The sequence below is a fragment of the Mycobacterium intracellulare ATCC 13950 genome, from assembly GCF_000277125.1.
Lineage (GTDB): Bacteria > Actinomycetota > Actinomycetes > Mycobacteriales > Mycobacteriaceae > Mycobacterium > Mycobacterium intracellulare.
In genome coordinates, this window is sequence record NC_016946.1 from 2,349,055 (window position 1) to 2,373,951 (window position 24,897).

Annotated in this window: 22 protein-coding genes and 1 pseudogene; 15 read left to right on the forward strand and 8 right to left on the reverse strand. The window is 68.9% G+C overall.

Features of this window, described 5'->3' with window-relative positions; all coding sequences use genetic code 11:
• The first annotated feature begins 98 nt into the window (after positions 1–98).
• The gene (locus OCU_RS36005; protein WP_168162058.1) at positions 99–1,358 is read left to right on the forward strand and encodes an IS30 family transposase; all 1,260 of its coding nucleotides are present in this window, start codon (positions 99–101) and stop codon (positions 1,356–1,358) included.
• Positions 1,359–1,424: 66 nt separating this feature from the next.
• Here the strand turns inward: OCU_RS36005 and asnB are convergent, their stop codons facing one another.
• On the reverse strand, positions 1,425–3,383 hold the full coding sequence (gene asnB / locus OCU_RS36010) for an asparagine synthase (glutamine-hydrolyzing) (protein WP_014379955.1): 1,959 nt from the start codon (positions 3,381–3,383) through the stop codon (positions 1,425–1,427).
• Between the two features lie 145 nt (positions 3,384–3,528).
• Here asnB and ctaC point away from each other — a divergent pair, with 145 nt between their 5' ends.
• From ctaC to OCU_RS36030, 4 genes are all read left to right on the forward strand, one after another.
• Entirely contained in the window at positions 3,529–4,623 is a 1,095-nt protein-coding gene (ctaC, locus tag OCU_RS36015) for an aa3-type cytochrome oxidase subunit II (protein WP_026071572.1), read from the forward strand.
• A gap of 13 nt (positions 4,624–4,636) precedes the next feature.
• Positions 4,637–5,056: a cytochrome c oxidase subunit 4 gene (locus tag OCU_RS36020; RefSeq protein WP_008256055.1), complete on the forward strand. Its 420-nt coding sequence runs from the start codon at positions 4,637–4,639 to the stop codon at positions 5,054–5,056.
• A gap of 188 nt (positions 5,057–5,244) precedes the next feature.
• Positions 5,245–6,177 carry an MmpS family transport accessory protein gene (locus OCU_RS36025; protein ID WP_008256057.1) on the forward strand — a complete coding sequence of 311 codons (933 nt, stop codon included), beginning with the start codon at positions 5,245–5,247 and terminating at the stop codon, positions 6,175–6,177.
• Positions 6,177–6,821: a DUF2561 family protein gene (locus OCU_RS36030; protein ID WP_009957143.1), complete on the forward strand. Its 645-nt coding sequence runs from the start codon at positions 6,177–6,179 to the stop codon at positions 6,819–6,821. Before OCU_RS36025 ends, OCU_RS36030 begins: the two co-directional genes overlap by 1 nt.
• A 167-nt stretch (positions 6,822–6,988) precedes the next feature.
• Here the strand turns inward: OCU_RS36030 and qcrB are convergent, their stop codons facing one another.
• The 4 genes from qcrB to ctaE are packed head-to-tail and all read right to left on the reverse strand — an operon-like array spanning position 6,989 to position 11,416.
• Positions 6,989–8,692: a cytochrome bc1 complex cytochrome b subunit gene (qcrB, locus tag OCU_RS36035; protein WP_009957144.1), complete on the reverse strand. Its 1,704-nt coding sequence runs from the start codon at positions 8,690–8,692 to the stop codon at positions 6,989–6,991.
• Complete coding sequence (gene qcrA, locus OCU_RS36040; RefSeq protein ID WP_008256067.1) at positions 8,689–9,915, reverse strand: cytochrome bc1 complex Rieske iron-sulfur subunit; 1,227 nt, start codon at positions 9,913–9,915, stop codon at positions 8,689–8,691. The genes qcrB and qcrA overlap by 4 nt, the downstream gene beginning before the upstream one ends.
• A complete protein-coding gene (gene qcrC, locus OCU_RS36045; protein ID WP_026071573.1) occupies positions 9,912–10,775 on the reverse strand; it encodes a cytochrome bc1 complex diheme cytochrome c subunit in 864 nt (287 codons plus the stop codon). The genes qcrA and qcrC overlap by 4 nt, the downstream gene beginning before the upstream one ends.
• Before the next feature lie 29 nt (positions 10,776–10,804).
• Positions 10,805–11,416, reverse strand: coding sequence for an aa3-type cytochrome oxidase subunit III (gene ctaE / locus OCU_RS36050; RefSeq protein WP_008256075.1), 612 nt, complete (start codon positions 11,414–11,416; stop codon positions 10,805–10,807).
• 139 nt (positions 11,417–11,555) lie between these two features.
• On the opposite strand from ctaE, the gene trpD reads away from it, so the two are divergent.
• On the forward strand, positions 11,556–12,638 hold the full coding sequence (gene trpD, locus OCU_RS51660) for an anthranilate phosphoribosyltransferase (RefSeq protein ID WP_050782818.1): 1,083 nt from the start codon (positions 11,556–11,558) through the stop codon (positions 12,636–12,638).
• Here the strand turns inward: trpD and OCU_RS36055 are convergent.
• A pseudogene (locus tag OCU_RS36055) lies at positions 12,576–14,444 on the reverse strand (DEDD exonuclease domain-containing protein); the annotation flags it as partial. The gene trpD and the pseudogene OCU_RS36055 overlap by 63 nt on opposite strands.
• Positions 14,445–14,551: 107 nt before the next feature.
• Between OCU_RS36055 and OCU_RS50415 the strand changes: the two are divergent.
• The 4 genes from OCU_RS50415 to pimB all read left to right on the forward strand — a co-directional run bounded on the left by OCU_RS50415 (position 14,552) and on the right by pimB (position 18,197).
• The gene (locus OCU_RS50415; RefSeq protein WP_263646885.1) at positions 14,552–14,806 is read left to right on the forward strand and encodes a hypothetical protein; all 255 of its coding nucleotides are present in this window, start codon (positions 14,552–14,554) and stop codon (positions 14,804–14,806) included.
• A gap of 179 nt (positions 14,807–14,985) precedes the next feature.
• Positions 14,986–16,137 (forward strand): peptidoglycan hydrolase RipC, encoded by a 1,152-nt coding sequence (gene ripC / locus OCU_RS36060; protein WP_041787051.1) that lies wholly within the window; start codon positions 14,986–14,988, stop codon positions 16,135–16,137.
• Between the two features lie 58 nt (positions 16,138–16,195).
• Entirely contained in the window at positions 16,196–17,011 is an 816-nt protein-coding gene (locus tag OCU_RS36065) for a DUF4157 domain-containing protein (protein WP_009953495.1), read from the forward strand.
• Positions 17,012–17,066: 55 nt separating this feature from the next.
• Entirely contained in the window at positions 17,067–18,197 is a 1,131-nt protein-coding gene (gene pimB, locus OCU_RS36070) for a GDP-mannose-dependent alpha-(1-6)-phosphatidylinositol monomannoside mannosyltransferase (protein ID WP_009953493.1), read from the forward strand.
• 12 nt (positions 18,198–18,209) lie between these two features.
• Here the strand turns inward: pimB and OCU_RS36075 are convergent, their stop codons facing one another.
• On the reverse strand, positions 18,210–20,012 hold the full coding sequence (locus OCU_RS36075) for an AMP-dependent synthetase/ligase (protein WP_014379960.1): 1,803 nt from the start codon (positions 20,010–20,012) through the stop codon (positions 18,210–18,212).
• Between the two features lie 147 nt (positions 20,013–20,159).
• Here OCU_RS36075 and OCU_RS36080 point away from each other — a divergent pair, with 147 nt between their 5' ends.
• The 5 genes from OCU_RS36080 to OCU_RS36100 all read left to right on the forward strand — a co-directional run bounded on the left by OCU_RS36080 (position 20,160) and on the right by OCU_RS36100 (position 23,545).
• Complete coding sequence (locus OCU_RS36080; protein WP_009953492.1) at positions 20,160–20,549, forward strand: hypothetical protein; 390 nt, start codon at positions 20,160–20,162, stop codon at positions 20,547–20,549.
• 116 nt (positions 20,550–20,665) lie between these two features.
• Positions 20,666–21,103 (forward strand): SRPBCC family protein, encoded by a 438-nt coding sequence (locus OCU_RS36085; protein ID WP_009953491.1) that lies wholly within the window; start codon positions 20,666–20,668, stop codon positions 21,101–21,103.
• Entirely contained in the window at positions 21,096–22,355 is a 1,260-nt protein-coding gene (locus OCU_RS36090) for an ArsA family ATPase (protein ID WP_193375147.1), read from the forward strand. Before OCU_RS36085 ends, OCU_RS36090 begins: the two co-directional genes overlap by 8 nt.
• Positions 22,352–22,735 carry a hypothetical protein gene (locus OCU_RS36095; RefSeq protein ID WP_009953489.1) on the forward strand — a complete coding sequence of 128 codons (384 nt, stop codon included), beginning with the start codon at positions 22,352–22,354 and terminating at the stop codon, positions 22,733–22,735. Before OCU_RS36090 ends, OCU_RS36095 begins: the two co-directional genes overlap by 4 nt.
• 87 nt (positions 22,736–22,822) lie before the next feature.
• Entirely contained in the window at positions 22,823–23,545 is a 723-nt protein-coding gene (locus OCU_RS36100; RefSeq protein ID WP_008256099.1) for a lysophospholipid acyltransferase family protein, read from the forward strand.
• Here OCU_RS36100 and OCU_RS36105 read toward each other — a convergent pair.
• On the reverse strand, positions 23,542–24,834 hold the full coding sequence (locus tag OCU_RS36105) for a glycosyltransferase 87 family protein (protein ID WP_026071577.1): 1,293 nt from the start codon (positions 24,832–24,834) through the stop codon (positions 23,542–23,544). The genes OCU_RS36100 and OCU_RS36105 overlap by 4 nt on opposite strands.
• Positions 24,835–24,897 lie beyond the last annotated feature (63 nt).

Genomic DNA, 24,897 nt, shown 5'->3' on the forward strand with positions numbered 1-24,897 from the left:
ATCGAGTGTGAACCCACGGCGTCGAGTGTGCGCTGACGGCGCCGACACGCCGCTTGGGCTCAAGGGGTGATTGCAACACTTCGTAGTTAGGGGTGTTGATGACGGGTGAGCCTCAGCTGTTGGCGGTGCAGCGTCGGTATTGGGAATTGATCGCGGCGGGGTTGTCGTCGGAGGATGCCGGGGGTGCGGTCGGCGTGTCGGCGACGTGCGGGAGCAAGTGGTTTCGCAGATTTGGTGGCGTGAATCCACGATGGGTTGTCCCTGAGGGGCAGAAACGGCCGCGGCTGTCTGCGGATGAGCGCGAACAGATCATGATCGGCGCGGCTCAAGGCGAGTCGATCCGCTCGATGGCACGTCGGTTGGGCCGGGCCCCTTCGACGATCATGCGCGAGATCGCCCACAACGGCGTGATGCGAGGGTATGTGGGCCGGTATCGCGCCCGGTATCGCTTCGGAGCCCGCCGGGCCGGCTGGGACGCGAAATCAGGCTATTCGGCGCGGATTGCTCAGCTGCGCAGTGAGCAGCGAGCGCGCCGGCCTAAGACCGGCAAGCTGGGTCGCTGCCCGGTCTTGCGCACCGAGGTGCAAGCGTGGTTAGCCAAGAAGTACAGCCCCGAGCAGATCGCTTCGGTGTTGGCCAAGACTTATCCCGATCGCCCGGAGATGCAGGTGTCCCACGAAACCATCTACAAGGCGCTCTACGTGCAAGGACGCGGGGAACTGCGCCGCGAGTTGACCAAGTGTTTGCGGACCGGGCGGGCCTTACGCAAGCCACGTGCCAGGGTCGGCGCCCGCACTGGCTGTGGCCGCATCCCGGGCATGGTCAACATCAGCGAGCGGCCCGCCGAGGCTGCTGACCGCGCGGTGCCCGGGCACTGGGAGGGCGATCTGATCCTGGGCAAAAACCAGCATTCCCAGATCGGCACCCTGGTGGAACGCTCCACCGGATTCGTGCAACTGCTGCACCTGCCCGCCCGGCGCGATCCCGACACGGTGGCTGAGGCGATGATCACCACCATCAAAACCCTGCCTGAAGCGCTGCGCCGCTCGCTGACCTGGGATCAAGGCCACGAGATGCTGCGCCATGCCCGCATCAGTATCGACGCCGGCATCGACATCTACTTCTGCGATCCGCACTCACCCTGGCAGCGTGGCAGCAACGAGAACACCAATGGCCTTCTGCGCCAATACTTCCCGAAAGGCACCGACTTATCCGTGCACTCGGTGGACTACCTCGCCGAGGTTGCCGCCGAACTCAACGAACGCCCACGTAAACGCTTCGGTTGGGACAGCCCCGCCCAGGTCCTCAACCGGCTACTGTCAACTCCGACAGGAACCACTGTTGCAACCAAACCTTGAAACCGCCCCGACACACCGCGCCCAGGGTTCACGACGAAAGCCCAGGATTCACACGCGAATCCGGGCTTACAGCTGCACCGGATACATCGGCTCGCTGATCTGCGGCACCACGCTGCGCTCGACGAAGATCGCGTGCCAGAGCATGAAGATCAGCAGCGTCCACAGCCGGCGGCTGTGATCGCCGGCGCCGCTGCGGTGCTCGTCGAGCATCCGGCGCACGGCCGCCCGGTCCACCAGGTGGTCCGCCTGCGACGACGCCACCAGCTCGTAGGCCCACTCCAGCAGCTCGCCGGTGCGCAACCAGTGCCGGATCGGCACCGGGAACCCGAGCTTGGGCCGGTGCAGCACGTGCGCGGGGACGATCGGCTCGAGCGCGCGGCGCAACGCGTACTTGGTGGTCGTGCGGGTGATCTTGGCGTCGACGGGCAACCGGGACGCCACGGCGAACACCTCGGGATCCAGGAACGGCACCCGAAGCTCCAGCGAGTTGGCCATCGTCATCTTGTCGGCCTTGACCAGGATGTCGCCGCGCAGCCAGGTGAACAGGTCGATGTGCTGCATGCGGGCCACCGGGTCCCAGCCCGCCGACTCGGCGTACAGCGGCGCGGTCACGTCGGTGTGGGTCCACTCCGGGCGGAAGCCGGGCAGCGCGTCGCGCAGCTGCGCGTCGGAGAAGCTGCGGGCGTTGCCGTAGTAACGCTCTTCGAGCGTCAGCGAGCCGCGGTGCAGCAGGCTCTTGCCCCGCATCCCCTCGGGCAGCGGGCGCGACACCTTGCCCATCGACCGCCGCAGCGGACGCGGCAGATAGTCGAAGGGCCTCAGCGACAACGGCTCCCGGTAGATCGTGTAGCCGCCGAACAACTCGTCGGCGCCCTCGCCGGACAGCACCACCTTGACGTGCTTACGGGCCTCGCGAGCGACGAAGAACAGCGGCACCAGCGCCGGGTCGGCGACGGGCTCGTCGAGGTACCAGACGATCTCGGGCAGGGCGGCGACGAACTCGTCCGGCGTGACCACCTTGGCGATGTGGCGCGCGCCGATCGCCTCGGCCGAGGCCACCGCGACGTCGATCTCGGAGAATCCCTCCCGCTCGAAGCCGGTGGTGAACGTGATCAGCCGCGGGTTGTGCCGGATGGCCAGCGCCGCGATGGCGGTGGAGTCGATCCCGCCGGAAAGGAAGGACCCGACCGTCACGTCGGCGCGCATGTGCTTGGCCACCGAGTCCTCGAGCACCGCGGTGATCTCGTCGTACCGGGCCTGCTCGCTGCCGCGGGCGATCGGGGTGGCGGCGAACCGGGGCACGAAGTACCGGGTGACCTCGGGTTGCAGGCGGTCGGGGCGGATCCGGGCGTAGCAGCCCGATTCCAGCCGGCGCACCCCGCGGTGCAACGTCTCGGGCTCGGGCACGTACTGCAGGACGGTGTAGTGCTGCACCGCCCGCTCGTCGATGCGCGTGTCGAACCCGATGAGCTCGGCCAAATCCAGCAGACACTTTTTCTCGCTGGCCACCGCGGTGCCGCCGGCACCGGTCGCCATGAACAGCGGTTTGATGCCGAAAGGGTCTCGGGCGCAGAACAATTCGCGGGTAACGGTGTCCCACAGCGCGAAGGCGAACATGCCGCGCAACCGGGTCAGGACATCGGTGCCCCAGTAGTGGTAGCCGGCGACGACGGCCTCGCCGTCACCGTCGGTGGCGAAGACGGCCCCATGGGAGGTGGCCAGTTCGTCGCGCAGCTCCAGGTAATTGTAGATCTCGCCGTTGAACACCAGCACGTAGCGGTCGGGCGCCTCCGGCGGCCCCCAGCGCAGCGGCTGGTGCGAATGCGCGATGTCGATGATGGACAGCCGGTTGAAGCCGAACACCACCGAACCGTCGGTGTCCGGGTCGACCCAGGTGCCGGGCTCGTCGGGCCCGCGGTGGCGCATCGAATGCGACGCGCGCGCGATCGCGTCGTCGGCGCGGGCGGCGGCCGCCTCCTTGTCCCCGTCCTCGGGGGCGGCAACGAACGCCAGCAGACCACACACGGCGCCCCAGTATGCCGCACTTGGCGACCGCTCGTGGACGTCGCACCCGGCACGGCGCGAGACTGGCGGGCCGGGGTTTCGTCGCCCGCCTCAGGCGCGTGGTCTACGCTGCGTAGTATTCGATATCCGAGCAGGAGGCGCCAACGTGACCCCTCGCGAGCAGGACCGTTCGCAATCTTTGTCGCAGGGTAGGTTTCAGCGCCGTCCTGGGGGCTCCGCCACCGGTCTTTCCCGCCGTCTCCGGCCGCTGGCGCTGGCCGTGACGCTGGGTGTGCTGGCGATGTTCCTGAGCGGGTGCAGCAGCTGGGCCGACGCGCTGGCCCTGGGCTGGCCGAGGGGGATCACGCCGCAGGCGCAGCTCAACCGGGAGCTGTGGATCGGCGCGGTGATCGCCTCGCTGGTCGTCGGTGTCATCGTCTACGGCCTGATCTTCTGGTCCTCGGCGTTCCACCGCAAAAAGGCGACCGACACCGAGTTGCCCCGCCAGTTCGGCTACAACATGCCTTTGGAGCTGGCGCTCACCGTGACGCCGTTCCTCATCATCTCGGTGCTGTTCTACTTCACCGTCGTGGTGCAGGAGAAGATGCTGCACATCGCCAAGGATCCCGAAGTGGTGATCGACGTCACGGCATTCCAGTGGAACTGGAAGTTCGGCTATCAGCGCGTCGATTTCAAGGACGGCACGCTGACCTACGACGGTGCGGACGCGGCGCGCAAGAAGGCGATGGTGTCCAAGCCGGAAGGCAAGGACGAGCACGGCGAAGAGCTGGTCGGGCCCGTCCGCGGCCTCAACACCTCGGACCGCACCTACCTGAACTACGACAAGGTCGAGACGCTGGGAACCAGTGACGAGATCCCGGTGCTGGTGCTCCCGACCGGCAAGCGCATCGAATTCGATCTGGCGTCCGCCGACGTCGTCCACACGTTCTGGGTTCCCGAGTTCTTGTTCAAGCGCGACGTCATCCCGAACGCCGACGCGAACAACTCCGTGCACGTCTTCCAGGTCGAAGAGATCAACACGCCCGGGGCGTTCGTCGGCCACTGCGCCGAGTTCTGTGGCACCTATCACTCGATGATGAATTTCGAGGTTCGCGTGGTGTCTCCCAACGACTTCAAGGCCTACCTGCAGCAGCGGATGGATGGCAAGAGCAACGCCGCGGCGCTGCAGGCGATCGGACAACCTCCCGCCGCGGTGACCACGCACCCGTTCGACACCCGCCGCGGCCAGTTAAGCCAGTAGGTTAGGACACCAAATGCATATCGAAGCCAGGCTATTCGAGTTCATCGCCGGGTTCTTCTTTGTGGTTGCGCTGCTCTACGGGGTTTTGACCGCGCTGTTCGCCACCGGCGGGGAGGAATGGGCGGGCACCACCGCGCTCGCGCTGACGGGTGGGCTCGCGCTGATCGTGGCCACCTTCTTCCGGTTCGTGGCGCGCCGGCTCGACACCCGGCCCGAGGACTACGAAGGCGCCGAGATCAGCGACGGAGCAGGGGAATTGGGCTTCTTCAGCCCGCACAGCTGGTGGCCGATCCTGATCGCGCTGTCGGGCTCGGTGGTGGCGGTGGGCATCGGGCTGTGGCTGCCGTGGCTGATCTTCGCCGGGGTCATGTTCGTCCTGTCGTCGGTGGCCGGACTGGTCTTCGAGTACTACCTGGGTCCTGAGAAGCACTGATTCGCGGCATAAAGGTCACAATCCGATCACGTGATCGCTTGCGCCGATCGCCACGGCGGCTCTGCCCGTTTTGGGTTCGGTAGTGTTTCGCGCAGGCAATGAGAAGTTCCCAGCGCGCCCGGCAACGAGGTGATTGCGGAGTTTTACGCGCAGGTGATGCAGTCGAACAGGGTAGGCAAAGGGCAGAGATGAGCGGGTCGAAACCCCCGGGATGGGAACCTGACGAATCCGATCCTGTCGACCCGATCAGCCACCACGCGGACGCCGGTGACGACCCCGCTGACGACGGGGAGCCCGGCGGCGACCACGACGTCGAGGGCGCGGCGGAACCCTTCGACGACAGCGCCGAACTGGCCGCCGCTGACCAGACGGACGCATACTCGCGTGCCTACTCGGCCCCGGAGTCCGAGCACTTCACCAGCGGCCCCTACCTACCCGCCGATCTGCGGCTCTACGACTATGAGGACTACGACGAGTCCGCCGACGAGGACGAACGCAGCACCGCGCGCTGGCCGTGGGTGGTGGGGATCGCCGCCATCGTGGCCGCGATCGCGCTCGTCGTATCGGTGTCGTTGCTGTTCGCCCGGACCGACACCACCAAGCTGGCCAACCCCAACACCACCACCGCCCCGTCCACGCCGCCGATGCAGGACGAGATCACGACCACCAAACCACCGCCGCCGCCTCCACCGCCACCCACGACCGAACCGCCGCCGCCCCCGACAGCAACGGAGACACAGACTGTGACGGTGACGCCCTCTCCGGCACCGCCGCCCCCGCCCGCACCCGCTCCGGCGCCGCCGGCGACCTCCACCGCGGCGGCGCCACCGCCGCCCACGACGCCGGCCGGGCCGCGGCAGGTCACCTACTCGGTGACCGGCACCAAGGCCCCGGGCGACATCATTTCGGTGACCTACGTCGACGCGTCCGGGCGGCGGCGCACCCAGCACAACGTGTACATCCCCTGGTCGATGACCGTCACCCCGATCTCGCAATCCGACGTGGGCTCGGTGGAGGCCTCCAGCCTGTTCCGGGTCAGCAGGCTCAATTGCTCGATCACGACGAGCGACGGAACCGTGCTGTCGTCGAACAGCAACGACTCGCCGCAGACGAGCTGCTGATGGTCAGCAGATATTCGGCATACCGGCGCGGGATCGGCGACGACACCGTTTCGCCCGAGGTGATCGACCGCATTTTGCTCGGCGCGTGCGCCGCCATCTACCTGGTGCTGTTGGGCGTCAGCGTGGCCGCGGCCGTCGCGCTCACCGATTTGGGCCGGGGCTTTCACAAATCGGCCAGCAGCCCGCACACCACGTGGGTGTTGTATGCGGTCATCATCGTTTCCGCGCTGATCATCGCGGGCGCGATCCCAATACTGTTGCGGGCCCGGCGGATGTCTCAGTCCGAGCCGGCCGCCCGGGCGATGACAGCGCCGAACCGGCCGCCGGTGCGCCTGATGTCTCAGGCGCCGCGCACGGCGGCCGAGCGGGCCCGGCAGGCCACGGTGCAGGCGGCGCCGCCGAAGACGGATGCCGAGTGGTCAGGGGAGACGGTGGACCGAGTCTGGTTACGCGGCACGGTCATACTGACCGGCACCATGGGTGCGGCGCTGATCGCGGTCGCGACGGCGACCTACCTGATGGCCGTCGGCCACGACGGCGCGTCCTGGACGGCGTATGTATTCGCCGGTGCCATCACCGCGGCGATGCCGGCGGTCGAGTGGCTGCATATCCGCCAGCTGCGCCGCGTGGTCGACGAGCGCTGACGCGTATCGCCGTCGAGGCGTAAACCATCGACACATAAAGCATTGCGACGACACGTCGTGCGTCGTCGCAACGCTTTATGTCGCGCGCGCTCGTGGGTGATTGCGGGTGCTCGATTGCCCGGCTCCCGCGTCGGCCAGGGGGCCGATGGGGAGCCGGGCTGAGCGGGTCAGTGCTCGCCGTTGGTCGAGCCGTTGGACGAACCGTTCGTCGAACCGTTGAGGCTGTCCTGGTGTTCGCGCAGCGCGGTCAGGGCACGCTGCTCGGAGCGGTGCGCCGCCTCCCGCAACGCCGCGTCCTCGGACGCCGGATCGGCGAACATGAAGCTGCCGCTGCCCGGCGTCCCGGCCGAGCCCAGCTTGTTCATCTTCTTGGGCAGCGCCGCGCCCTGGTACTCGAGCGGCAGCGGGTGGCCGTGGTCGTCGACCGGGCCCAGCGGCTGGTGCAGCTCGATGTAGGCACCGTGCGGCAGCCGCTTGATGATGCCGGTCTCGATGCCGTGCTCGAGCACCGCGCGGTCGCTGCGCTGCAGCCCGATGCACCACCGGTAGGTGACGAAGTAGACGATCGGCGGGACGATCACCATGCCGATGCGGCCGATCCACGTCGTCGCGTTCAGCGAGATGTCGAACTTGAACGCGATGATGTCGTTCATCGCGCTCAGCGTGAGCACCATGTAGAACGCGATCGCCATCGCGCCGATCGACGTGCGCACCGGCACGTCGCGCGGGCGCTGCAGCAGGTTGTGGTGCGCGTAGTCACCGCTGAACCGCTTCTCCAGGAACGGGTAGATGATCAGCAGGATGAAGACCCCGCCCATGATCAGCGCCACCCAGACCACCGCCGGGATGGTGTGGTGCCAGAAGTAGAACTCCCATGGCGGCCAGATACGGGCCAGGCCTTCGGTCCACATCATGTAGAAGTCCGGCTGCGAGCCCGCCGAGACGTGAGATGGCTTGTAGGGCCCCAGGTTCCAGATCGGGTTGATCTGCAGCAGACCGCCGAGCAGACCCAGCACGCCGACGATCGCGGCGAAGAACGCGCCGGACTTCACGGCGAACACCGGCATCACCCGCACGCCGACCACGTTGTGCTCGGTGCGGCCCGGTCCGGGGAACTGGGTGTGCTTCTGGAACCACACCATGGCCAGGTGCAGCCCGATCAGCGCCAGGATGATGCCGGGCAGCAGCAGGATGTGCAGGGCATACATGCGGGGGATGATGTAACCCGCTGTGGCGCATTCGTTTCCGACGCCGCCGCAGGGGAAGTCACCGCCGAACAGGGCCCAGTGCAGCCAGGTGCCGATCACCGGCATGCCCAACGTGATCGAGGACAGGGCCGCGCGCAACCCGATGCCCGACAACAGGTCGTCGGGCAGCGAGTAGCCGAAGTAGCCCTCGAACATGGCCAGGATCAGCAGCAGCGAACCGATGACCCAGTTGGCCTCGCGCGGCCGACGGAACGCGCCGGTGAAGAAGATGCGGGCCAGGTGCACCATGATCGACGCCGAGAAGATCAGCGCGGCCCAGTGGTGGACCTGACGAACGAACAGGCCGCCGCGCACCTCGAAGGAGATGTCGAGGGTCGACGCGAACGCCTTCGACATGTCCACCCCGCGCAGCGGCTGGTAGGCGCCGTTGTAGGTGACCTCGCCCATGGACGGGTCGAAGAACAGCGTCAGGTACACCCCGGTGAGCAGCAACACGATGAAGCTGTACATCGCGATCTCGCCCAGCAGGAACGACCAGTGGGTGGGGAACACCTTGTTGAGCTGTCTGCGTACGGCAGCCGAGGGGTGATAGCGCGTATCGATGTCCTCGCCCTGGCGGGCCAGGACGTCGCCGATCTTCGGGGGACTCAGTTTGGGACTCATGATGTCGTCCTCTCCCAGAATGCCGGTCCGACGGGCTCGATGAAGTCACCGTTGGCGACCAGATACCCGTTGGTGTCGATGGTGATCGGCAGTTGCGCCAACGCACGCGCCGCCGGCCCGAAGATCGGCTTGGCGAAGTGCAGCGCGTCGAACTGCGACTGGTGGCAAGGGCACAAGATTCGGTAGGACTGCTCCTCGTAGAGCGACGCGGGGCAGCCCAGGTGCGAGCAGACCTTCGTGTAGGCGAACAGCTCGCCGAAGTTGAAGCTCTCCTGGCCCTGCCGCTTGACCACACGGTGCATGTCGGTGGGGCGAATCCGGATGAGCATCACGGGATTACGCACGCCCTGGTTGATCGCGCGCAGCTTTTCCTGCGACTCCGGGGTGGTGCCGTCACCGTCGGACTCCCGCCACGGGAAGACGGTTTCCATGCCGCCGGCGTCGATGTCCTCGGGCCGCATCTTGACGAACGGCGACCCGGCGAAGCTGCCGGTGGCGCGCGCCAGGTAGATGGTCTCGCCGTGGTAGCGCGGGGTCCAGTCGGAGGTGAACAGCACCGCCTTCTTGCCGTTGGCGGTCTGCACCACCGGCTTCCACGGGTTCTTGATCAGGCCGCCGGCAAACGCCACCAACGTGGACAGGCCGAACGCGCCCAGCCCCACGCCCAGCGACAGCCCGACCAGCTTGCGCCGCCCGATGGTGGAGCCGCTGTAGGCGTCGGCCAGGTTCGCCACGACGGTCTTGCGGTCGACGTCGCGGGAGGCGCCGTCGTGCCGGTCCTGAATCGAAATCTCTTCGGGGATAAAGCGTTTCTGGTACAGGATGGTGCCGATCCCGATCGACAGGATCGACATCCCGAAGGTCAGGCCGTACAGCGGGGTGGTCAGCGAGTAGAGCCAGCTGTCCGCGGCCTCCTTGGGCTTGTACTCCCACGGCCAGAACAAAAAGATCAGCAGCAGCGCCAGCCCGAAACCGCCGCCGCCCAGCAAAAGCCACAGGGCAACGCCACGCTCGGCGCGCTTCTCGGCTTTGGTGCCCTCGACCGGCCAACGGTTTTCCTTGAACACGGTCTCGACGCCGTCGAGCTTGCCGCCCAGCGCCACCAGCTCCTGTTGAGACATCGCGGCCAGCGCGGCGTCGTCGGGCTCCCGCTCGCCGGTGCCGTGCGGGTTTCCGCCGGTGTCCGAGCCGCGAACGTTTCCGTGGTCAGCTGAGTCGCTCATGCCCGTGCCCCAATCCACAGTGCCAGCCCGATCGCGGCGACCATCCCGATGATCCAGGCGGCCATCCCCTCGGGCGCGGGTCCGAATCCGCCGAGGCCGTAGCCGCCCGGCTGACGCTCTTCGGTCACCGCCTTGATGTAGCCGATGATGTCCTTCTTGGCCTCGAAGGACAGCTGGCGGTCGGAGAACTTCGGCATGTTCTGCGGACCGGTCCGCATGGCCGCCAGGATCTGCTGCTCGTTGGCGGGCTCCAGGTCCGGCGCGTACTTGCCGGACGACAGCGCCCCGCCCTTGCCGGTGAAGTTGTGGCAGGACGAGCAGTTGAGCCGGAACAGGTCACCGCCGCGGCCGAGGTCCTCGCCGCGCAGCGAGTGCATCGCCAGGCTGCCGTCGGGGTTGCGCACGGTCGTCGGGCCGCCGCCGTTGGCCTGCACGTAGGCGCCCAGGGCGTCGATCTGGCCCTCGTCGAAGATCGGTTCCTTGCGGGGCGCCTGCGCCTCGCCGGTCATCGCCGGCATCCGGCCGGTGGACACCTGGAAGTAGACGGCTTCCTCGCCGACGCCGATCAAGCTCGGCCCGCGATCGGGCACGCCCTGCAGGTTGGCGCCGTGGCAGGACACGCACGACGTGTCGAACAGCTGCTTGCCGGTCCGCAGCAGCGCCGAGTTCGACTCGTCCGCGACGGCCACCTGCGGGCGGGGGGTCAGGACGGCGGCCACACCACCGGCGATGGTCAGCGCGATCAGCAGCAGCAGGCCGCCCGACAAGCGGCGGCGCAACCGCCGTCGCGAACGGTCACGCTGCCCCTGGTGCGACTGAGGAAGCCGCGAACCGGATCGGGTAGACCCCAGTTTCTTCAACCGAGCACTCCTGTTCGTCCAGCGCCTGCTCATCGGATGAAATAGATCACGGTGAACAGTGCGATCCACACGATGTCGACGAAATGCCAGTAGTACGAGACGACGATGCTGGCCGTAGCCTGCGCCGGCGTGAACTTGCTCATCGCGGTGCGGGCCAGCAAGAAGATGAAGGCGACCAGGCCGCCGGTCACGTGCAGGCCGTGGAACCCGGTGGCCAGATAGAACACGCTGCCGTAGGCGCTGCCGGGAATGGTGGTCCCGTGGGTCGCCAGGTGGAAGTACTCATACCCCTGCCCGCAAACGAAGAACAGGCCCATCAGGAAGGTGATGACGTACCAGCGGCGCAGCCCGAACACGTCACCGCGCTCGGCCGCGAACACGCCCATCTGGCAGGTGAACGACGACGCGATCAGCACCAACGTCACGGGGACGGCCTGGTACAGGTTGAGCTCGGTCGGCGGCGGCGGCCATTTTCCGCCGGATTGGGCACGCGCGGTGAAGTACATCGCGAACAGGCCGGCAAAGAACATCAACTCGCTGGAGAGCCAGACGATGGTGCCGACACTGACCATGTTGGGTCGATTCAGCGAATGAACGCGCGACGTGATTGCAGTACCTGAGGTCCCGACAGCGCTGGTCACATCCGCAAGTATGACGCTTTGTAGTTGTTGATCTCCACCCGGGGCGCAATTTGATGCCTCGCGCGTCGCGCGCGCGTGTGTTCGGGCCGCCCGCGGCCGACGGTTGGGGCCGCTGTGGTGCTCGTGGGACCATCGGCGCGTGGCTTTGTCATCTGAGGTTTCGCCGTCCGGCGGGTCCGCGACGTCGTGGCCGCGGGTGCTGGGCCGGCTGACGGGCGGTCAGGACCTGACCCGCGGCCAGGCCGCCTGGGCCATGGACCAGATCATGACCGGCGCGGCGAGCGCCGCCCAGATCGCGGCCTTCGCGGTGGCGATGCAGGTGAAGGTGCCCACGTCGGCCGAGGTGATCGAGCTGGCCGAGGTCATGCTCGGCCACGCGCTGCCGATGCCCGATTCCGGTATGCCCGAGGACACCGTCGACATCGTCGGAACCGGCGGCGACGGCGTCAACACCGTGAACCTGTCCACGATGGCGGCGATCGTGACGGCGGCCGCGGGTGTGCCGGTGGTCAAACACGGCAACCGGGCGGCCTCGTCGTTGTCCGGTGGCGCCGACACGCTCGAGGCGCTCGACATCCGCATCGACTTCGGACCCGACGAGGTGGCGCGCAGCCTCGCCGAGGTCGGCATCGGGTTCTGCTTCGCGCCGTTGTTCCACCCGTCGTACCGGCACACTTCCGCGGTGCGCCGCGAGCTCGGCGTGCCGACGGTGTTCAATCTCCTTGGGCCGCTTACCAATCCGGCCCGGCCCCGGGCCGGATTGATCGGCTGCGCGTTCGCCGACCTGGCCGAGGTGATGGCCGGGGTGTTCGCGGCCCGCCGCTCCAGCGTGCTGGTGGTGCACGGCGACGACGGGCTCGACGAGTTGACGACCACGACCACCAGCACGATCTGGCGGGTGCAGGCCGGCACCGTGGACCGGCTGACGTTCGATCCGGCCGGGTTCGGCTTTCCCCGCGCCGACCTCGACGACCTGTTGGGCGGCGACGCGCAGGCCAACGCCGCGGAGGTGCGTGCGGTGCTGGCCGGCGCCAAGGGCCCGGTGCGCGACGCCGTCGTCCTCAACGCCGCCGGCGCGATCGTGGCCCACGCCGGGTTATCCAGTCGCGCCGAATGGCTGCCGGCGTGGGAGGACGGGTTGGCCCGCGCCGGCAAGGCCATCGACTCCGGCGCGGCCGAACAGCTGCTCGCGCGTTGGGTGCGGTTCGGCCAGCAGGTCTGAATCGCGCAGGGCTTGCTCGGCGGCCAGCCGCGCCGAGCGGGCCGCCTCCGCCCACGCCGCCCACCCGCCGGCCGATCGCAGCGGGGACGCCCAGCCCGCGCCGTCCCCGGTTGCCTGGACCCGAACGATGCGCACGCCGGGAGCGCCCAGCCAGCGCGCGATCAGCGCGGTCTCCTCGACCAGCGCCCCGCCCAGCGGGGCCGGCGCGGGCAGAATCGCTTGTGCCCCAGCGGTAATCGCGTCGACGACCGGCATCGGCGGCACCCCCCTTGGGGCGTTGCCCGCGGCGGCGAGTTGGCCGTGGCGGATGACGGCGAGGTGATAGCCGCCCTGGCCGTCGGGCGCGGCGGCGACCAGCTCGGGCAGGGCGACCAGGGCACGCAGCCGCTGACCGCGCCACAGCGTCTCGACCGCGGCGGCGGTGCGGTCGCGCAGCCGCGCGGCGCTCTCGAAGTGACGCCGCTCGGCGAGGGCGGCGACCTGGGCCACGGCGGACGTCAGGGCGGCGTTGTCCGCGCCGTCGACCAACGCCGCCATGCGCGCGACGGCCGCGGCGTATTGGGTGGCGGTGACGTCGCGGGCGGCCGGGCACGGTGAGACCTCCGCCTCGGCGCACAGCGGTCCGTGTAATGCCGTGCGCCCCAACCGGTTCGTGCAGGTGCGCAGCCCGGTGAAGCGGGACAGCAGGGCGGCGGTGTCGGCGGCGTCGGCGCGCGCCTGGAACGGGCCGACGGCGCGGTCGTGGCGCGGGGCGCGCACCACCGCCAGGCGGGGGAAGGCCTCGTCGGTCAGCGCCACCCACCACCAGCGCTGCGGGAACCGGGATCGCCGGTTGTACGGCGGGGCGTGCGCGGCCAGCAGCCGCAGCTCGCGCACACCGGCCTCCAGCGCGTGGGCGCACTCGACATGGTCGACCGCGCAGGCCAGCGTGACCATCTCCTTCATGCGGCCGCGCGGATCGGCGCCGGTGAAGTACTGCAAGACCCGCCGCCGCAGGTCGACCGCGGTGCCGATGTAGAGCACCTCGTCCGACGGCCCGCGGAACAAATAGACACCCGGGCGGTGCGGGAGCCCGTCGGCGAGCACGCGTTTGCGGCGCTGGGCCGGTGCCACGTCGGGCAGATAGGAGCGCAGGTCGGCGTAGGTGTGCACGCCCTGGTTGCCCACGCGTTCGATGAGGGCGTGCAGCACGTCGACGGTGGCGCGTGCGTCGTCGAGGGCGCGGTGGGTGGGCTGGGTGGTGACGGCGAACAGCCGCGCCAGCGACGCCAGCCGCACGCTGGGCGCCTCCTCGCGGCTGAGCACCCGGCGGGCCAACCGCACCGTGCACAGCACCTGCGGCCGCGGCCAGGCGATGTCGCACCGCTGCGCGGCGGCCCGCACGAAGCCGATGTCGAAACCGGCGTTGTGCGCGACCAGCACGGCCCCCTGATCCAAGCGGGCGAACTCCAAAAACATCGGCAGCACGGCGTCGATGGTCGGCGCGTCGGACACCATGGCCGTGGTGATGCCGGTCAGCCGCACGACCTGGGGCGGGATGCTGCGCTGCGGATCGATCAGCGTGGCGAACTCGCCGAGCACCACGCCGCCGCGCACCTTGACCGCCCCGATTTCGGTGATGGCGTCCGGCTCGGTTCCCGCGGCGGATTTGGTGCGTCCGCCGGTGGTCTCGAGGTCCACCACGACGAAGGTGGTGTCGCGCAACGAGAGTTCGTCGGGCGTGAAGGGTGATCCCACGTCGGCGAAGCTCAGCTGAGTCGCCCCGCGTGCAGTCACGGGGGTGACGTTAAGCACGACGGCTGACATCCGCGGCGTCCCACGCCGCGGCCCCGGGGAGATGTCGGTGCCCGCGGTTACCGTTCGGGCAGACCGGCGTGATGTTCGTCGGAGCCAGACCGAGAGGACCGATCCCGATGGCACCAAGAACTGGACCCACCGACGTCGCCATGCCGCCGCCCGAGCCGGGCGCGCCGGTGGTGATCGACTGTGACGACTGCGCGGTGCGCGGACCCGGATGCCGCGACTGCGTGGTCAGCGTGATACTCGGGGTCCCGGATACTTTATTGCAGGACGAACAAGCGGCATTGGAGGTTCTCGCCGAGGTCGGCCTGGCTCCGCGACTTCGTCTGGTGCCGATTCGTCGGGACCGCGGATCTGGTGTAGCGTAAATGCCTTGTCCGCCAACGGCCCTCGGTCAGGCGGAATGGATCACATGAAAATGACAGAATTCTTTCTAATTTCTTAACCGCCCGCTTTGGACAAACGCCGATATCGTTTCGTAACCTGTTTGAGACCTAAACCCGCTCGACGACCAGTGTTCGTCGATGGCCGTTTAAGGAAGCAAATCTTGAGGCTTGATTCTAGTTGCCTGGTTGCGCGTGTCCTGACACGTTCGGCCCTAGGGACGCTAGCTGGCTTCGCGATTCTGTGCAGTGTGGTGATCGCCCCCTCGTGGGCGGACCCGGCCCAGGACGCCATGGCAAAACTCAACGAGCTGTCGCGCCAGGCGGAGCAGACCACCGAGGCGATGCACAGCGCCCAGCTCGACCTGAATGACAAGCTGGCCGCCCAGCGTGCCGCCGACAAGAAGCACAACGACGACCAGGCCGCCGTCGACGCGGCGAAGGCCCATCTGGCGTCGTACCAGAACTCCGTCAACAACCTGGCCGCGGCGGCGTACATGGGTGGTCGCGTCGACGGCATGCAGGCCATCCTGACCGCCGGTTCGCCGCAGGGGCTGATCGACAAGCTCGCGGTGCAACGCGTGATGGCCACGCAGATGGCCAGCCAGATGAAGAGCTACCGCATCGCCGGCGAGCAGGCCGCCAAGGCCGAGCGGGAGTCCGCGAAGTCCGCCGCCGACGCCAAGAGCGCGGCCGAGCAGGCCGCCGCGGTGCGAGCGAGCTTGCAGTCCAAGCAAAGTCAGCTGCAGGTGCAGATCGCGGTGGTCAAGTCGCAATACATGTCGTTGACCGCCGACCAGCGCACCGCGCTGGCCAATCCCGCACCCGCCGCCGTCCCCGCGGCGGCGCCGCCGGCGCCCGGTGCCCCGGCGCCGGAAGCGGCACCCCCAGGACCCGGGCAGGCGCCGGGTGAGGCCCCGCCTCCAGGCGGCATGCCCGGTATGGCTCCCGGCGGTGGGGTCGGCGGCGGTGACCGTGCCACCGTCGTGCAGGCCGCGCTGACCCAGGTCGGCTCGTCCTACGTATGGGGCGGCGCCGCGCCCGGCGGATTCGACTGCTCCGGACTGGTGATGTGGGCGTTCCAGCAAGCCGGCATCTCGTTGCCGCACTCCAGCCAGGCGATGGCCCACGGCGGTCAACCCGTTTCGCTGTCGGACCTGCAGCCCGGTGACGTGCTCACCTTCTACTCCGACGCCTCGCATGCCGGCCTGTACATCGGTGACGGCATGATGATCCATTCCTCCACCTACGGTGTGCCGGTACAGGTCGTGCCGATGAACTCCTCGGGCCCGATCTACGACGCCCGCCGTTACTAGACACTCCACGCTGCGTCGGCGGCTTCCGCTACTGCTGGCCTGGGTCTTCGTCGTCGAATTGATCGTGGCCGCGGCCGTGCCGTTCGACGCCGAACGCAGCAGCCGGATCCGGCCCCCGCAGCTGATCACGCCCGCGCGCAGCCAGGCCAGCGCCTCGACGAAGTCGATCGTCGTCGGCGACCGCACCGTCCGGCTGCTGGGCCTCGGCGGCCCGTCCAGCGAGCGCCTGTTGTTTCGGGTGGCCTCGGACATGGGCGCCGCGATCGGCGCCGTGGAGGCGTTCTGGGGCCTCGACTGGCCACGGGAAATCTCGATCGTCGCGGCCGGCACCGACGAGGAATTTCGCGCCGCCGCCGGCGGGGGACCGGCGGCGCAGTGGGCCGACATCGCCGCCGCGACGGTCTCCGACCGGATCGATCCCGTTCGCCGGGTCGCCCTGGGCCAGCGGATCGTGTTCGCGCCGGGTGCGGCCAACATGAGCGCGGCGTCCCTGCGAATCGTGTTGGCCCACGAGCTTTTTCACTACGCCGCACGCGCGGACACCGTTGCCGACGCGCCCCGCTGGCTCACCGAGGGCGTCGCCGACTTCGTCGGCCGCCCCCCGACGCCGGTGCCCAAGGAGGGGTTGCTGCCCATGACGCTGCCGTCGGACGCCGACCTGGATGTGCCGGGGGCGCCGCGCTCGCTGGCCTATGACCGCGCCTGGTGGTTCGCCCGGTTCGTGGCCGACACCTTCGGGGCGCCGAAGCTGCACGATCTCTACCTGGCGACCTGCGGCCTCAGGCGCGCCGACATGGCGACCGCCGCCCACGACGTGCTGGACACCAGCGAGGCGGGCCTGCTCACCGCCTGGCGCCAGTGGCTGACCCACTAACGACGCACCGGGCCGTGTGCACGCACGGCGCCGCCGCCACGCTAGCCTGTCGCAGGTGAGTCGGGTCCTGCTGGTAACCAACGACTTTCCGCCCCGCCCGGGCGGCATCCAGTCGTACCTCGGTGAGTTCGTCGGCCGACTCGTCGAGGCCGGGTCGCATTCGGTGACGGTGTACGCGCCGCACTGGAAGGGCTCCGATGCCTACGACGAGGCGGCCGGCTACCGCGTGGTGCGCGATCCGGGCACCCTGATGCTGCCCGGCCGGGCGGTCGACGCCCGGATGCGGCGGCTGATCGCCGACGACGGCATCGAGACCGTCTGGTTCGGGGCGGCCGCGCCGCTGGCGCTGCTGGCCCGGCGAGCGCGGGGCGCGGGGGCGAAGCGGGTGGTGGCCAGCACGCACGGCCACGAGGTCGGCTGGTCGATGCTGCCGGTCGCGCGGTCCGTGCTGCGGCGCATCGGCGACGACACCGACATCGTCACGTTCGTCAGCCGCTACACGCGGTCCCGGTTCGCACCCGCCTTCGGGCCCAAGGCTTCGCTGGAATACCTGCCGTCCGGGGTGGACACCGACAAGTTCCGGCCCGATCCCGCCGGGCGTGCCGCGTTGCGTCGGCGCTACGGGTTGGGCGAGCGGCCCACGGTGGTGTGCGTGTCTCGGCTGGTGCCCCGCAAGGGCCAGGACATGCTCATCAAGGCGCTGCCCTCGATCCGGCGACGCGTCGACGGGGCCGCCCTGGTCATCGTCGGCGGCGGACCCTACCTGGAATCACTGCGGACGCTGGCCCGCGACTGTGGGGTGGCCGACGACGTGATCTTCACCGGCGGCGTGCCGGCCGCCGAACTGCCCACGCATCACGCGCTGGCGGACGTGTTCGCGATGCCCTGCCGCACCCGCGGCGCCGGACTGGACGTCGAGGGACTGGGCATCGTCTTCCTGGAGGCCTCCGCGAGTGGCGTGCCCGTCGTCGCCGGAAAGTCCGGGGGAGCCCCGGAAACCGTGCGGCACAACGAAACCGGGCTCGTCGTCGACGGTTGCTCGGTGACCGAGATCGCCGACGCCGTCACCGAGTTGCTGACGGATCGGGACCGGGCGGCCGCGATGGGCGCGGCCGGGCGCGACTGGGTGACGGCCCAGTGGCGCTGGGACACCCTGGCGACACGGCTGGCCGGGCTGCTCGGCTAGCGGTGCGCGCGGTCAGTCCTTTTCGTAGATGGCCTCGATGTCGGAGGTGAACTTCTCGGCCACGACGTTGCGCTTGACCTTCATCGTCGGCGTCAATTCCCCGGTGTCCTCGGTGAAGTCGACGGGCAGGATGCGGAACTTGCGGATCGACTCGGCGTGCGACACCGCCTGATTCGCGTCCTTGATGGCCGCGTCCACCTCGGCGACGAGGTCGGGATCGGTGGCCAGATCGGCCACCGACGCGCCGGATCCCTTCTGGTTGCGCTGTTTCCAGCCGTCGAACGCCTCGGGATCAATGGTGATCAGCGCGCCGACGAACGGCTTGGCGTCGCCGACGACCATGGCCTGGCTGATCAGCGGATGGGCCCGCAGCCGGTCCTCCAGCACGGCGGGGGCGACGTTCTTGCCGCCCGCGGTAACGATGATCTCCTTCTTGCGCCCGGTGATCTTCAGGAACCCGTCGTCGTCGAGCACACCAAGGTCGCCGGTCTTGAACCAGCCGTCGGTGAACGCGTCGGCGGTGGCCTGCTCGTTGCGCCAGTAGCCGCTGAACACCACGCCGCCGCGCACCAGCAGCTCGCCGTCCTCGGCGATGCGCATGCTGTTGCCGGGCAACAACGTTCCGACCGTGCCGATCTTGACGTTGCCGACCTGGTTGACCGTGATCGCGGAGCTGGTCTCGGTCAGGCCGTAGCCCTCATGGATGGTCAGGCCGACGCCCCGGTAGAAGTGCCCCAGCCGCGACCCCAGCGGCGCCCCGCCCGACACGGACGCGTGGCAGTCGCCGCCCAGCGCCGCGCGCAGCTTGCGGTACACCAGCCGGTCGAACAGCGCATGCTTGGCGCGCAGCACCGGCCCCCGCCGGCCCCCGTCGGAGGCCTCGCTCCAGTCGACGGCGGTTTGCACGGCCATGGCGAAGATGCGCCCCTTGCCGTCGTTGGCGGCGTTTTGCTCCGCCGTGTTGTAAACCTTCTCGAACACCCGCGGAACCGACACCACCACCGTCGGTTTGAACACCGCGAACATCGGCAGCAGGTTCTTGATGTCGCTGGTGAATCCGACGGTCACCTTGTTGGCGAACGCGGACAGGGTCAGCGAGCGCGCCAGCACGTGGGCCAGGGGCAGGAAGATCAGCAGCCGCTGGCCCTCATCGAGCAGCGTCGGCAGGCTCTCCTTGGCGCCGCGGGTCTCGTACAGCAGGTTGGAGTGCGTCAGCTGGCAGCCCTTGGGCCGCCCGGTGGTGCCCGAGGTGTAGATGAGCGTCGCGGGGTCCGCGGCCCGCAGGCCCTCCAGGCGTGCGGTGAGCTCGGCCGGTTCCACCGACTCGCCGGCCTCGACGAGCTGGTCGAGCGCCTTGGGGCCCGACCCGTTGATGTGCAGCACCCGGCGCAGGGCGGGCAGTTCGGCGGTCAGCTCGGTGACCATCGCCGCGTGCTCGTCGGTTTCGGCGAAGGCCAGCACCGCCTCGGAGTCCTGCAGCACCCAGCGCACCTGTTCGGCCGACGACGTCTCATAGATCGGCACCGTGACCCCACCGACCGCCAGGATGGCCAGGTCGAGGATCGCCCATTCGTAGCAGGTGGCACAGAAGATCGACACCCGGTCGCCCGCCTGCACCCCCAGGGCGATCAAACCCAGTGCGGCAGAGCGGATCTGACCGGCGGCCTCGGCGCAGGTGACGTCGGTCCACTCGCCGTCGACCTGGCGTTGGTAGATGACAAAGTTCGGGTCATCGCGCTCGTGCTCGAAGACCATCGCCGCGATGTTGTCGTCATCGTCGACCGGAAAGCGGGCGGGGACGCTGTACTCACGCACTCTTATGACCTCAATTGACCTCGTGACGTTTCCCGGCAGCCCGGGTTGCTGTCGACCAGCCTAATCCGAGCATCGAGCCTGCACGGCCACAGTCCGTGCGGCCGGGACCCCGACGCCCGCCGCACGCGGGTGTGTGAAGCTGTGGGCATGAACAGCATCCAGATCGCGGATGAGACGTTTGTCGCCGCCGACGGCGCACGGGTGGGCGCCGCGGTCGCTGATCGGGCGAGTTGGCGCCGCTGGTGGCCGGACCTGCGGCTGCAGGTCGTCGAGGATCGCGCCGACAAGGGCATCCGGTGGTCGGTCACCGGCGCGTTGACGGGGACCATGGAGGTCTGGCTGGAACCGTCGCTGGACGGGGTGGTGCTGCACTACTTCCTGCACGCCGAGCCCACCGGCGTGGCGGCCTGGCAGCTGGCCAAGCTGAATCTGGCGAAAATGACACACCGCCGCCGAGTGGCGGGCAAGAAAATGGCCTTCGAGGTCAAGACGACACTGGAACGGTCACGTCCGGTCGGAGTTTCTCCGGTAGTTTAGCCGGGTCGGGTCCGCGCGGAGAGTACCGTTTCGGACCGAGACCCACGGGGGTCCCCGCACGGCCGGTTCGGAGCAGCCGGGACCCATCCGCTCGCGGGAGAGAGGGCAGCAACCAGGTGGCGGAGAAGACGACGCAAACCATCTACATCGACGCCGACCCGGGCACCGTGATGCGGGTGATCGCGGACATCGATTCCTACCCGCAGTGGATCTCGGAGTACAAGGAAGCCGAGGTTCAGGAGAAGGACGCCGACGGCTACCCGAAGGTGGCGCGGATCGTCATGGACGCCACCGTCCTCAAGGACACCATGGTCATGTCCTACCAATGGCCCAAGGATCGCCAATCGGTGAGCTGGACGCTGGTCTCGAGCTCGCTGCTGCGTTCCCTTGAGGGCTCATATCGGTTGGCGCCCAAGGGATCTGGCACCGAGGTCACCTACGAACTCTCCGTCGACCTGGCCATGCCGATGATCGGCCTGCTCAAGCGCAAGGCCGAGCGTCGTCTGACCGACACGGCGTTGAAGGATCTGAAGAAACGAGTCGAGGCTGAGTGAGACGGCTGCGCCCGCCCCGGCCCGGATCAGTCTCTTCGTTGGGAAAGGCGGGGTAGGGAAATCCACCCTGGCTTGCGCCACCGCGGTCAGTTCTGCGAGCGCGGGACAGCGGGTGCTGGTGGTGTCCACCGACCAGGCGCACTCGCTGGGTGATGTGCTGGGCACCCCCATCCCACCCAGCCAGGACGAACTGGTGCGGGTGCTCGCCGATGACGCGGAGGCCGGCGGCGGATTTCTCGATGCGCTGGCCTTGGACACCCTTGCCCTGCTCGAGGTCCGTTGGCGTGAGGCCGTCGCCACGTTGGACCGGCGGTTCCCCGACTCCGAATTGAGCACCATTGCGCCCGAAGAGCTTTCGGCGTTACCCGGTGTCCAGGAGGTGCTCGGTCTCTACGCCGTCGGTGAGCTGGCCGGCTCGGGACGATGGGACCGCGTGGTGGTCGATTGCGCGTCGACCGCGGACGCGTTGCGGATGTTGACCTTGCCCGCCACCTTCGGGCTGTACGTCGAGCGGGCGTGGCCGCGGCATCGCCGGCTGTCCGTCACCGCCGACGATGGCCGCTCGGCGGCGGTGGTCGAGCTGCTCGAGCGCATCAGCGCGAGCGTGGAGACGCTCGGCGCGCTGCTCACCGACGGCGAGCTGGTCAGTGCGCATCTGGTGTTGACCCCCGAGCGGGTGGTCGCCGCGGAGGCGGCCCGCACCCTGGGGTCGCTGGCGTTGATGGGCGTGCGCGTCGAAGAGCTGATCGTGAATCAGGTTCTGCCGCAAGACGACTCATACGAGTACCGCAACCTGCCCGAGCACCCGGCCTTCTACTGGTACACCGAACGCATCGCCGAGCAGCGCAGTGTGCTCGACGAGCTCGACGCCACCATCGGTGAGGTGGCCCTCGTGATGACCCCACACCTGTCCGGCGAGCCGATCGGCGCCAAGGCGCTGGGCGCGCTGCTCGACGCCGCCCGCCGCCGGGGAGGCACCGCGCCGCCGGGCCCGTTGCGGCCCGTCGTCGACCTCGAATCCGGGACGGGACTTGGGTCCGTCTACCGGATGCGGCTAGCGTTGCCGCAACTCGATGCGTCGGCGCTGACCCTCGGGCGGGTCGACGACGACCTCATCATCAGCGCCGGCGGATTGCGGCGCAGGGTGAGGCTGGCGTCGGTGCTTCGGCGCTGCATCGTGCTGGACGCGCGCCTGCGGGGTAGTGAGCTGACGGTGCGTTTTCGACCAGATCCGGAGGTGTGGCCTAAGTGAGTGGGGCTCATCCCGAAATCGGTCCGGAGCTGCGCAGGCTCGCCCAGACGATCCTGGACGGCATCGACCCCGCGGTGCGCGCGGCCGCGGCGCTGACGGCCGGCGCCGGACCGGGAACGGGCAAGTGTCAGCAGGTGTGGTGCCCGGTGTGCGCCCTGGCCGCGCTGGCGACCGGCGACCAGCACCCCTTGCTCACCGCGATCGCCGACCACAGCATCGCCCTGCTTCAGGTGATCCGTGACATCGTCGACGACATCGACCGGGCGTCGCGCCCGACGCCGGAACCGCCGCCCGACGGTCCGCCCGGCGGCGCGGCCGACAGCGGCGACGCCGCCCCGCGGACGCGTTATCAGCCCATCCCCGTCACGCTGGACGAGTGAGGGCGCTGCGTCGCAGGTGGTCCCTTCCCGTGGGGATAGGTACAGTTGGCGCAGTACATCAGCGGGGTGTAGCCGAGAGGGAGGGCCATGTGGTACTGGCTATTCAAGTACGTGCTCCTCGGCCCGTTGCTGTCACTGCTGGGGCGGCCGAAAGTTGAAGGCCTAGAACACGTTCCGAGCTCCGGGCCGGCGATACTGGCAAGCAATCACCTGGCCGTGATGGACAGCTTCTATCTTCCGCTGGTGGTGCGGCGCCGAATCACCTTCCTGGCCAAGTCGGAATATTTCACCGGCACCGGTTTGAAGGGGTGGTTCCAGCGGTGGTTCTTCACCGCCGTCGGGCAGGTGCCGATCGACCGGACCGACGCCGACAGCGCCCGGGCCGCGCTGACCACCGCGCAACAGGTGCTGGGTGAGGGCAAGCTGCTGGGCATGTATCCCGAAGGCACGCGGTCCCCGGACGGCCGGCTCTACAAGGGCAAGACGGGGCTGGCGCGGCTGGCCCTGCAGACCGGGGTCCCGGTGATCCCGGTCGCGATGATCGGCACCAACGTCGTCAACCCGCCCGGGACCAACATGTTGCGGTTCGGCCGGGTCACGGTTCGCTTCGGCAAGCCGATGGACTTCTCGCGCTTCGACGGGCTGGCCGGCAACCGCTTCATCGAGCGGGCCGTCACCGACGAGGTGATCTACGAGCTGATGGGGCTGTCCGGGCAGGAATACGTCGACATCTACGCGGCCAGCCTGAAAAAGGGCGGTGACGCGGCCGACGGTGAGGCCGCGCGGATTCCCGAGACCGCGGCCGGTTAACCGACGGCGGTAGCCGGCGCCAGCGGCTCCGGCGCTGCCTCCCGCGAAATGCCGCGGGCGGTCACGGTGACGCCGGCCGCGACGATGACCGCCAGCGCCCACCACACGTAAGACATCCCGGCGAGTTGGCGCCACCACACCGCGCTCGCCTCGTGATGCTTGGGCAGCAGGTCGATCGGCGTCCACCTCATCAGCGCCACCCCCACGGCGCTGACGACCATCAGCAGTGCGTTGCGGCGACGCCAGCCCAAGACGGCCGTCACCAGCACCGCGGGCAGCACCCACACCCAGTGGTGCGACCACGACACCGGCGAGACCACCAGCCCGAACAAGGCGACGCAGACCAGCGCGAGCGTGGGCTCGCCGGCGCGCAACACCCGGCGCATCGCCCACACCGTCGCCGCCAGCACGAGCAGGGACGCCGCCACCCACAGCAGGAAGCGCTCCTGTTGTCCCAGCCCCAACCGGGCCAGGGCGCCGGCGATGTTCTGGTCGGTGTTCAACGACGCCGAACCGATCCGGTCGGTGTGATGCACGGTGTGCGTCCAGTACTCCCAGGAGTCGTTCCAGGCCAGCACGAAACCCAGCAGCGTCGCCCCCGCGAACGAGGCCAGCGCGGTCAACGCCGCACGGTGATCGCGGCGCAGCAGGAAATAGAGCAGGAACACCGCCGGCGTCAGCTTCAGCGCCATGCCCACCCCCAGCAGCAGCCCGCGCGGCCACGGCGTGCGGCGCGGCACGCAGTCGGCGATCACCAGCGTCATCAGCACCACGTTGATCTGGCCGAAGGCGAAGTTCGAGCTGATGGGTTCCAGCCAGACCGTCGCGGCCGCGGCGGCGACGACGGCCAGCCACCACCGGCGCAGCCAGGCCGGGCCGGGCAGCACGACCGACGCGCTCCAGACGTCGAGCCGGGTCAGCACGATCACGGTCGACACGACCAGCAAAACCAGCGTCAGGGCGGTGATCGCGACACTGGCGGCCGGCATGTGCATCCAGGCGAACGGGCAGAACACGATGGCGGCCAGCGGCGGATAGGTGAACGGGAGATCCACGATCGGCGTGTGGAACAACACGTCGCCGCGGTACAGCGGGCGGCCGTCCATCCAGGCCCGGGCGCCCATCTGATAGACGTCGATGTCGATGCGATACGGGATGTGCCCGAACAGCTGCCACGCCGCGTAACCCAGCCCCGCCGCGGCCGCCAGCCAAGCCGCGCCCCACACCAGCGCCCGCCCGGGGGCACGCTTACCTGAGAAGCCCGCCCCGGGCGCCTGCCGTGTACTCATGTCGCACAACAGCGTAATGGGTGCCCGCGCCCGGACACCCCTGGTGCAGCGCGGCTCCCACGG

Excerpts from the sequence above, each read along its gene's own strand:
- OCU_RS36100 (WP_008256099.1), top strand. The coding sequence starts at position 22,823 with ATGTGGTACTGGCTATTCAAGTACGTGCTCCTCGGCCCGTTGCTGTCA.
- OCU_RS36005 (WP_168162058.1), top strand. The coding sequence starts at position 99 with ATGACGGGTGAGCCTCAGCTGTTGGCGGTGCAGCGTCGGTATTGGGAA.
- OCU_RS36020 (WP_008256055.1), top strand. The coding sequence starts at position 4,637 with ATGCATATCGAAGCCAGGCTATTCGAGTTCATCGCCGGGTTCTTCTTT.
- OCU_RS36080 (WP_009953492.1), top strand. The coding sequence starts at position 20,160 with ATGAACAGCATCCAGATCGCGGATGAGACGTTTGTCGCCGCCGACGGC.
- OCU_RS50415 (WP_263646885.1), top strand. The coding sequence starts at position 14,552 with ATGGCACCAAGAACTGGACCCACCGACGTCGCCATGCCGCCGCCCGAG.
- qcrB (WP_009957144.1), bottom strand. The coding sequence starts at position 8,692 with ATGAGTCCCAAACTGAGTCCCCCGAAGATCGGCGACGTCCTGGCCCGC.
- qcrA (WP_008256067.1), bottom strand. The coding sequence starts at position 9,915 with ATGAGCGACTCAGCTGACCACGGAAACGTTCGCGGCTCGGACACCGGC.
- OCU_RS36030 (WP_009957143.1), top strand. The coding sequence starts at position 6,177 with ATGGTCAGCAGATATTCGGCATACCGGCGCGGGATCGGCGACGACACC.
- OCU_RS36105 (WP_026071577.1), bottom strand. The coding sequence starts at position 24,834 with ATGAGTACACGGCAGGCGCCCGGGGCGGGCTTCTCAGGTAAGCGTGCC.
- OCU_RS36025 (WP_008256057.1), top strand. The coding sequence starts at position 5,245 with ATGAGCGGGTCGAAACCCCCGGGATGGGAACCTGACGAATCCGATCCT.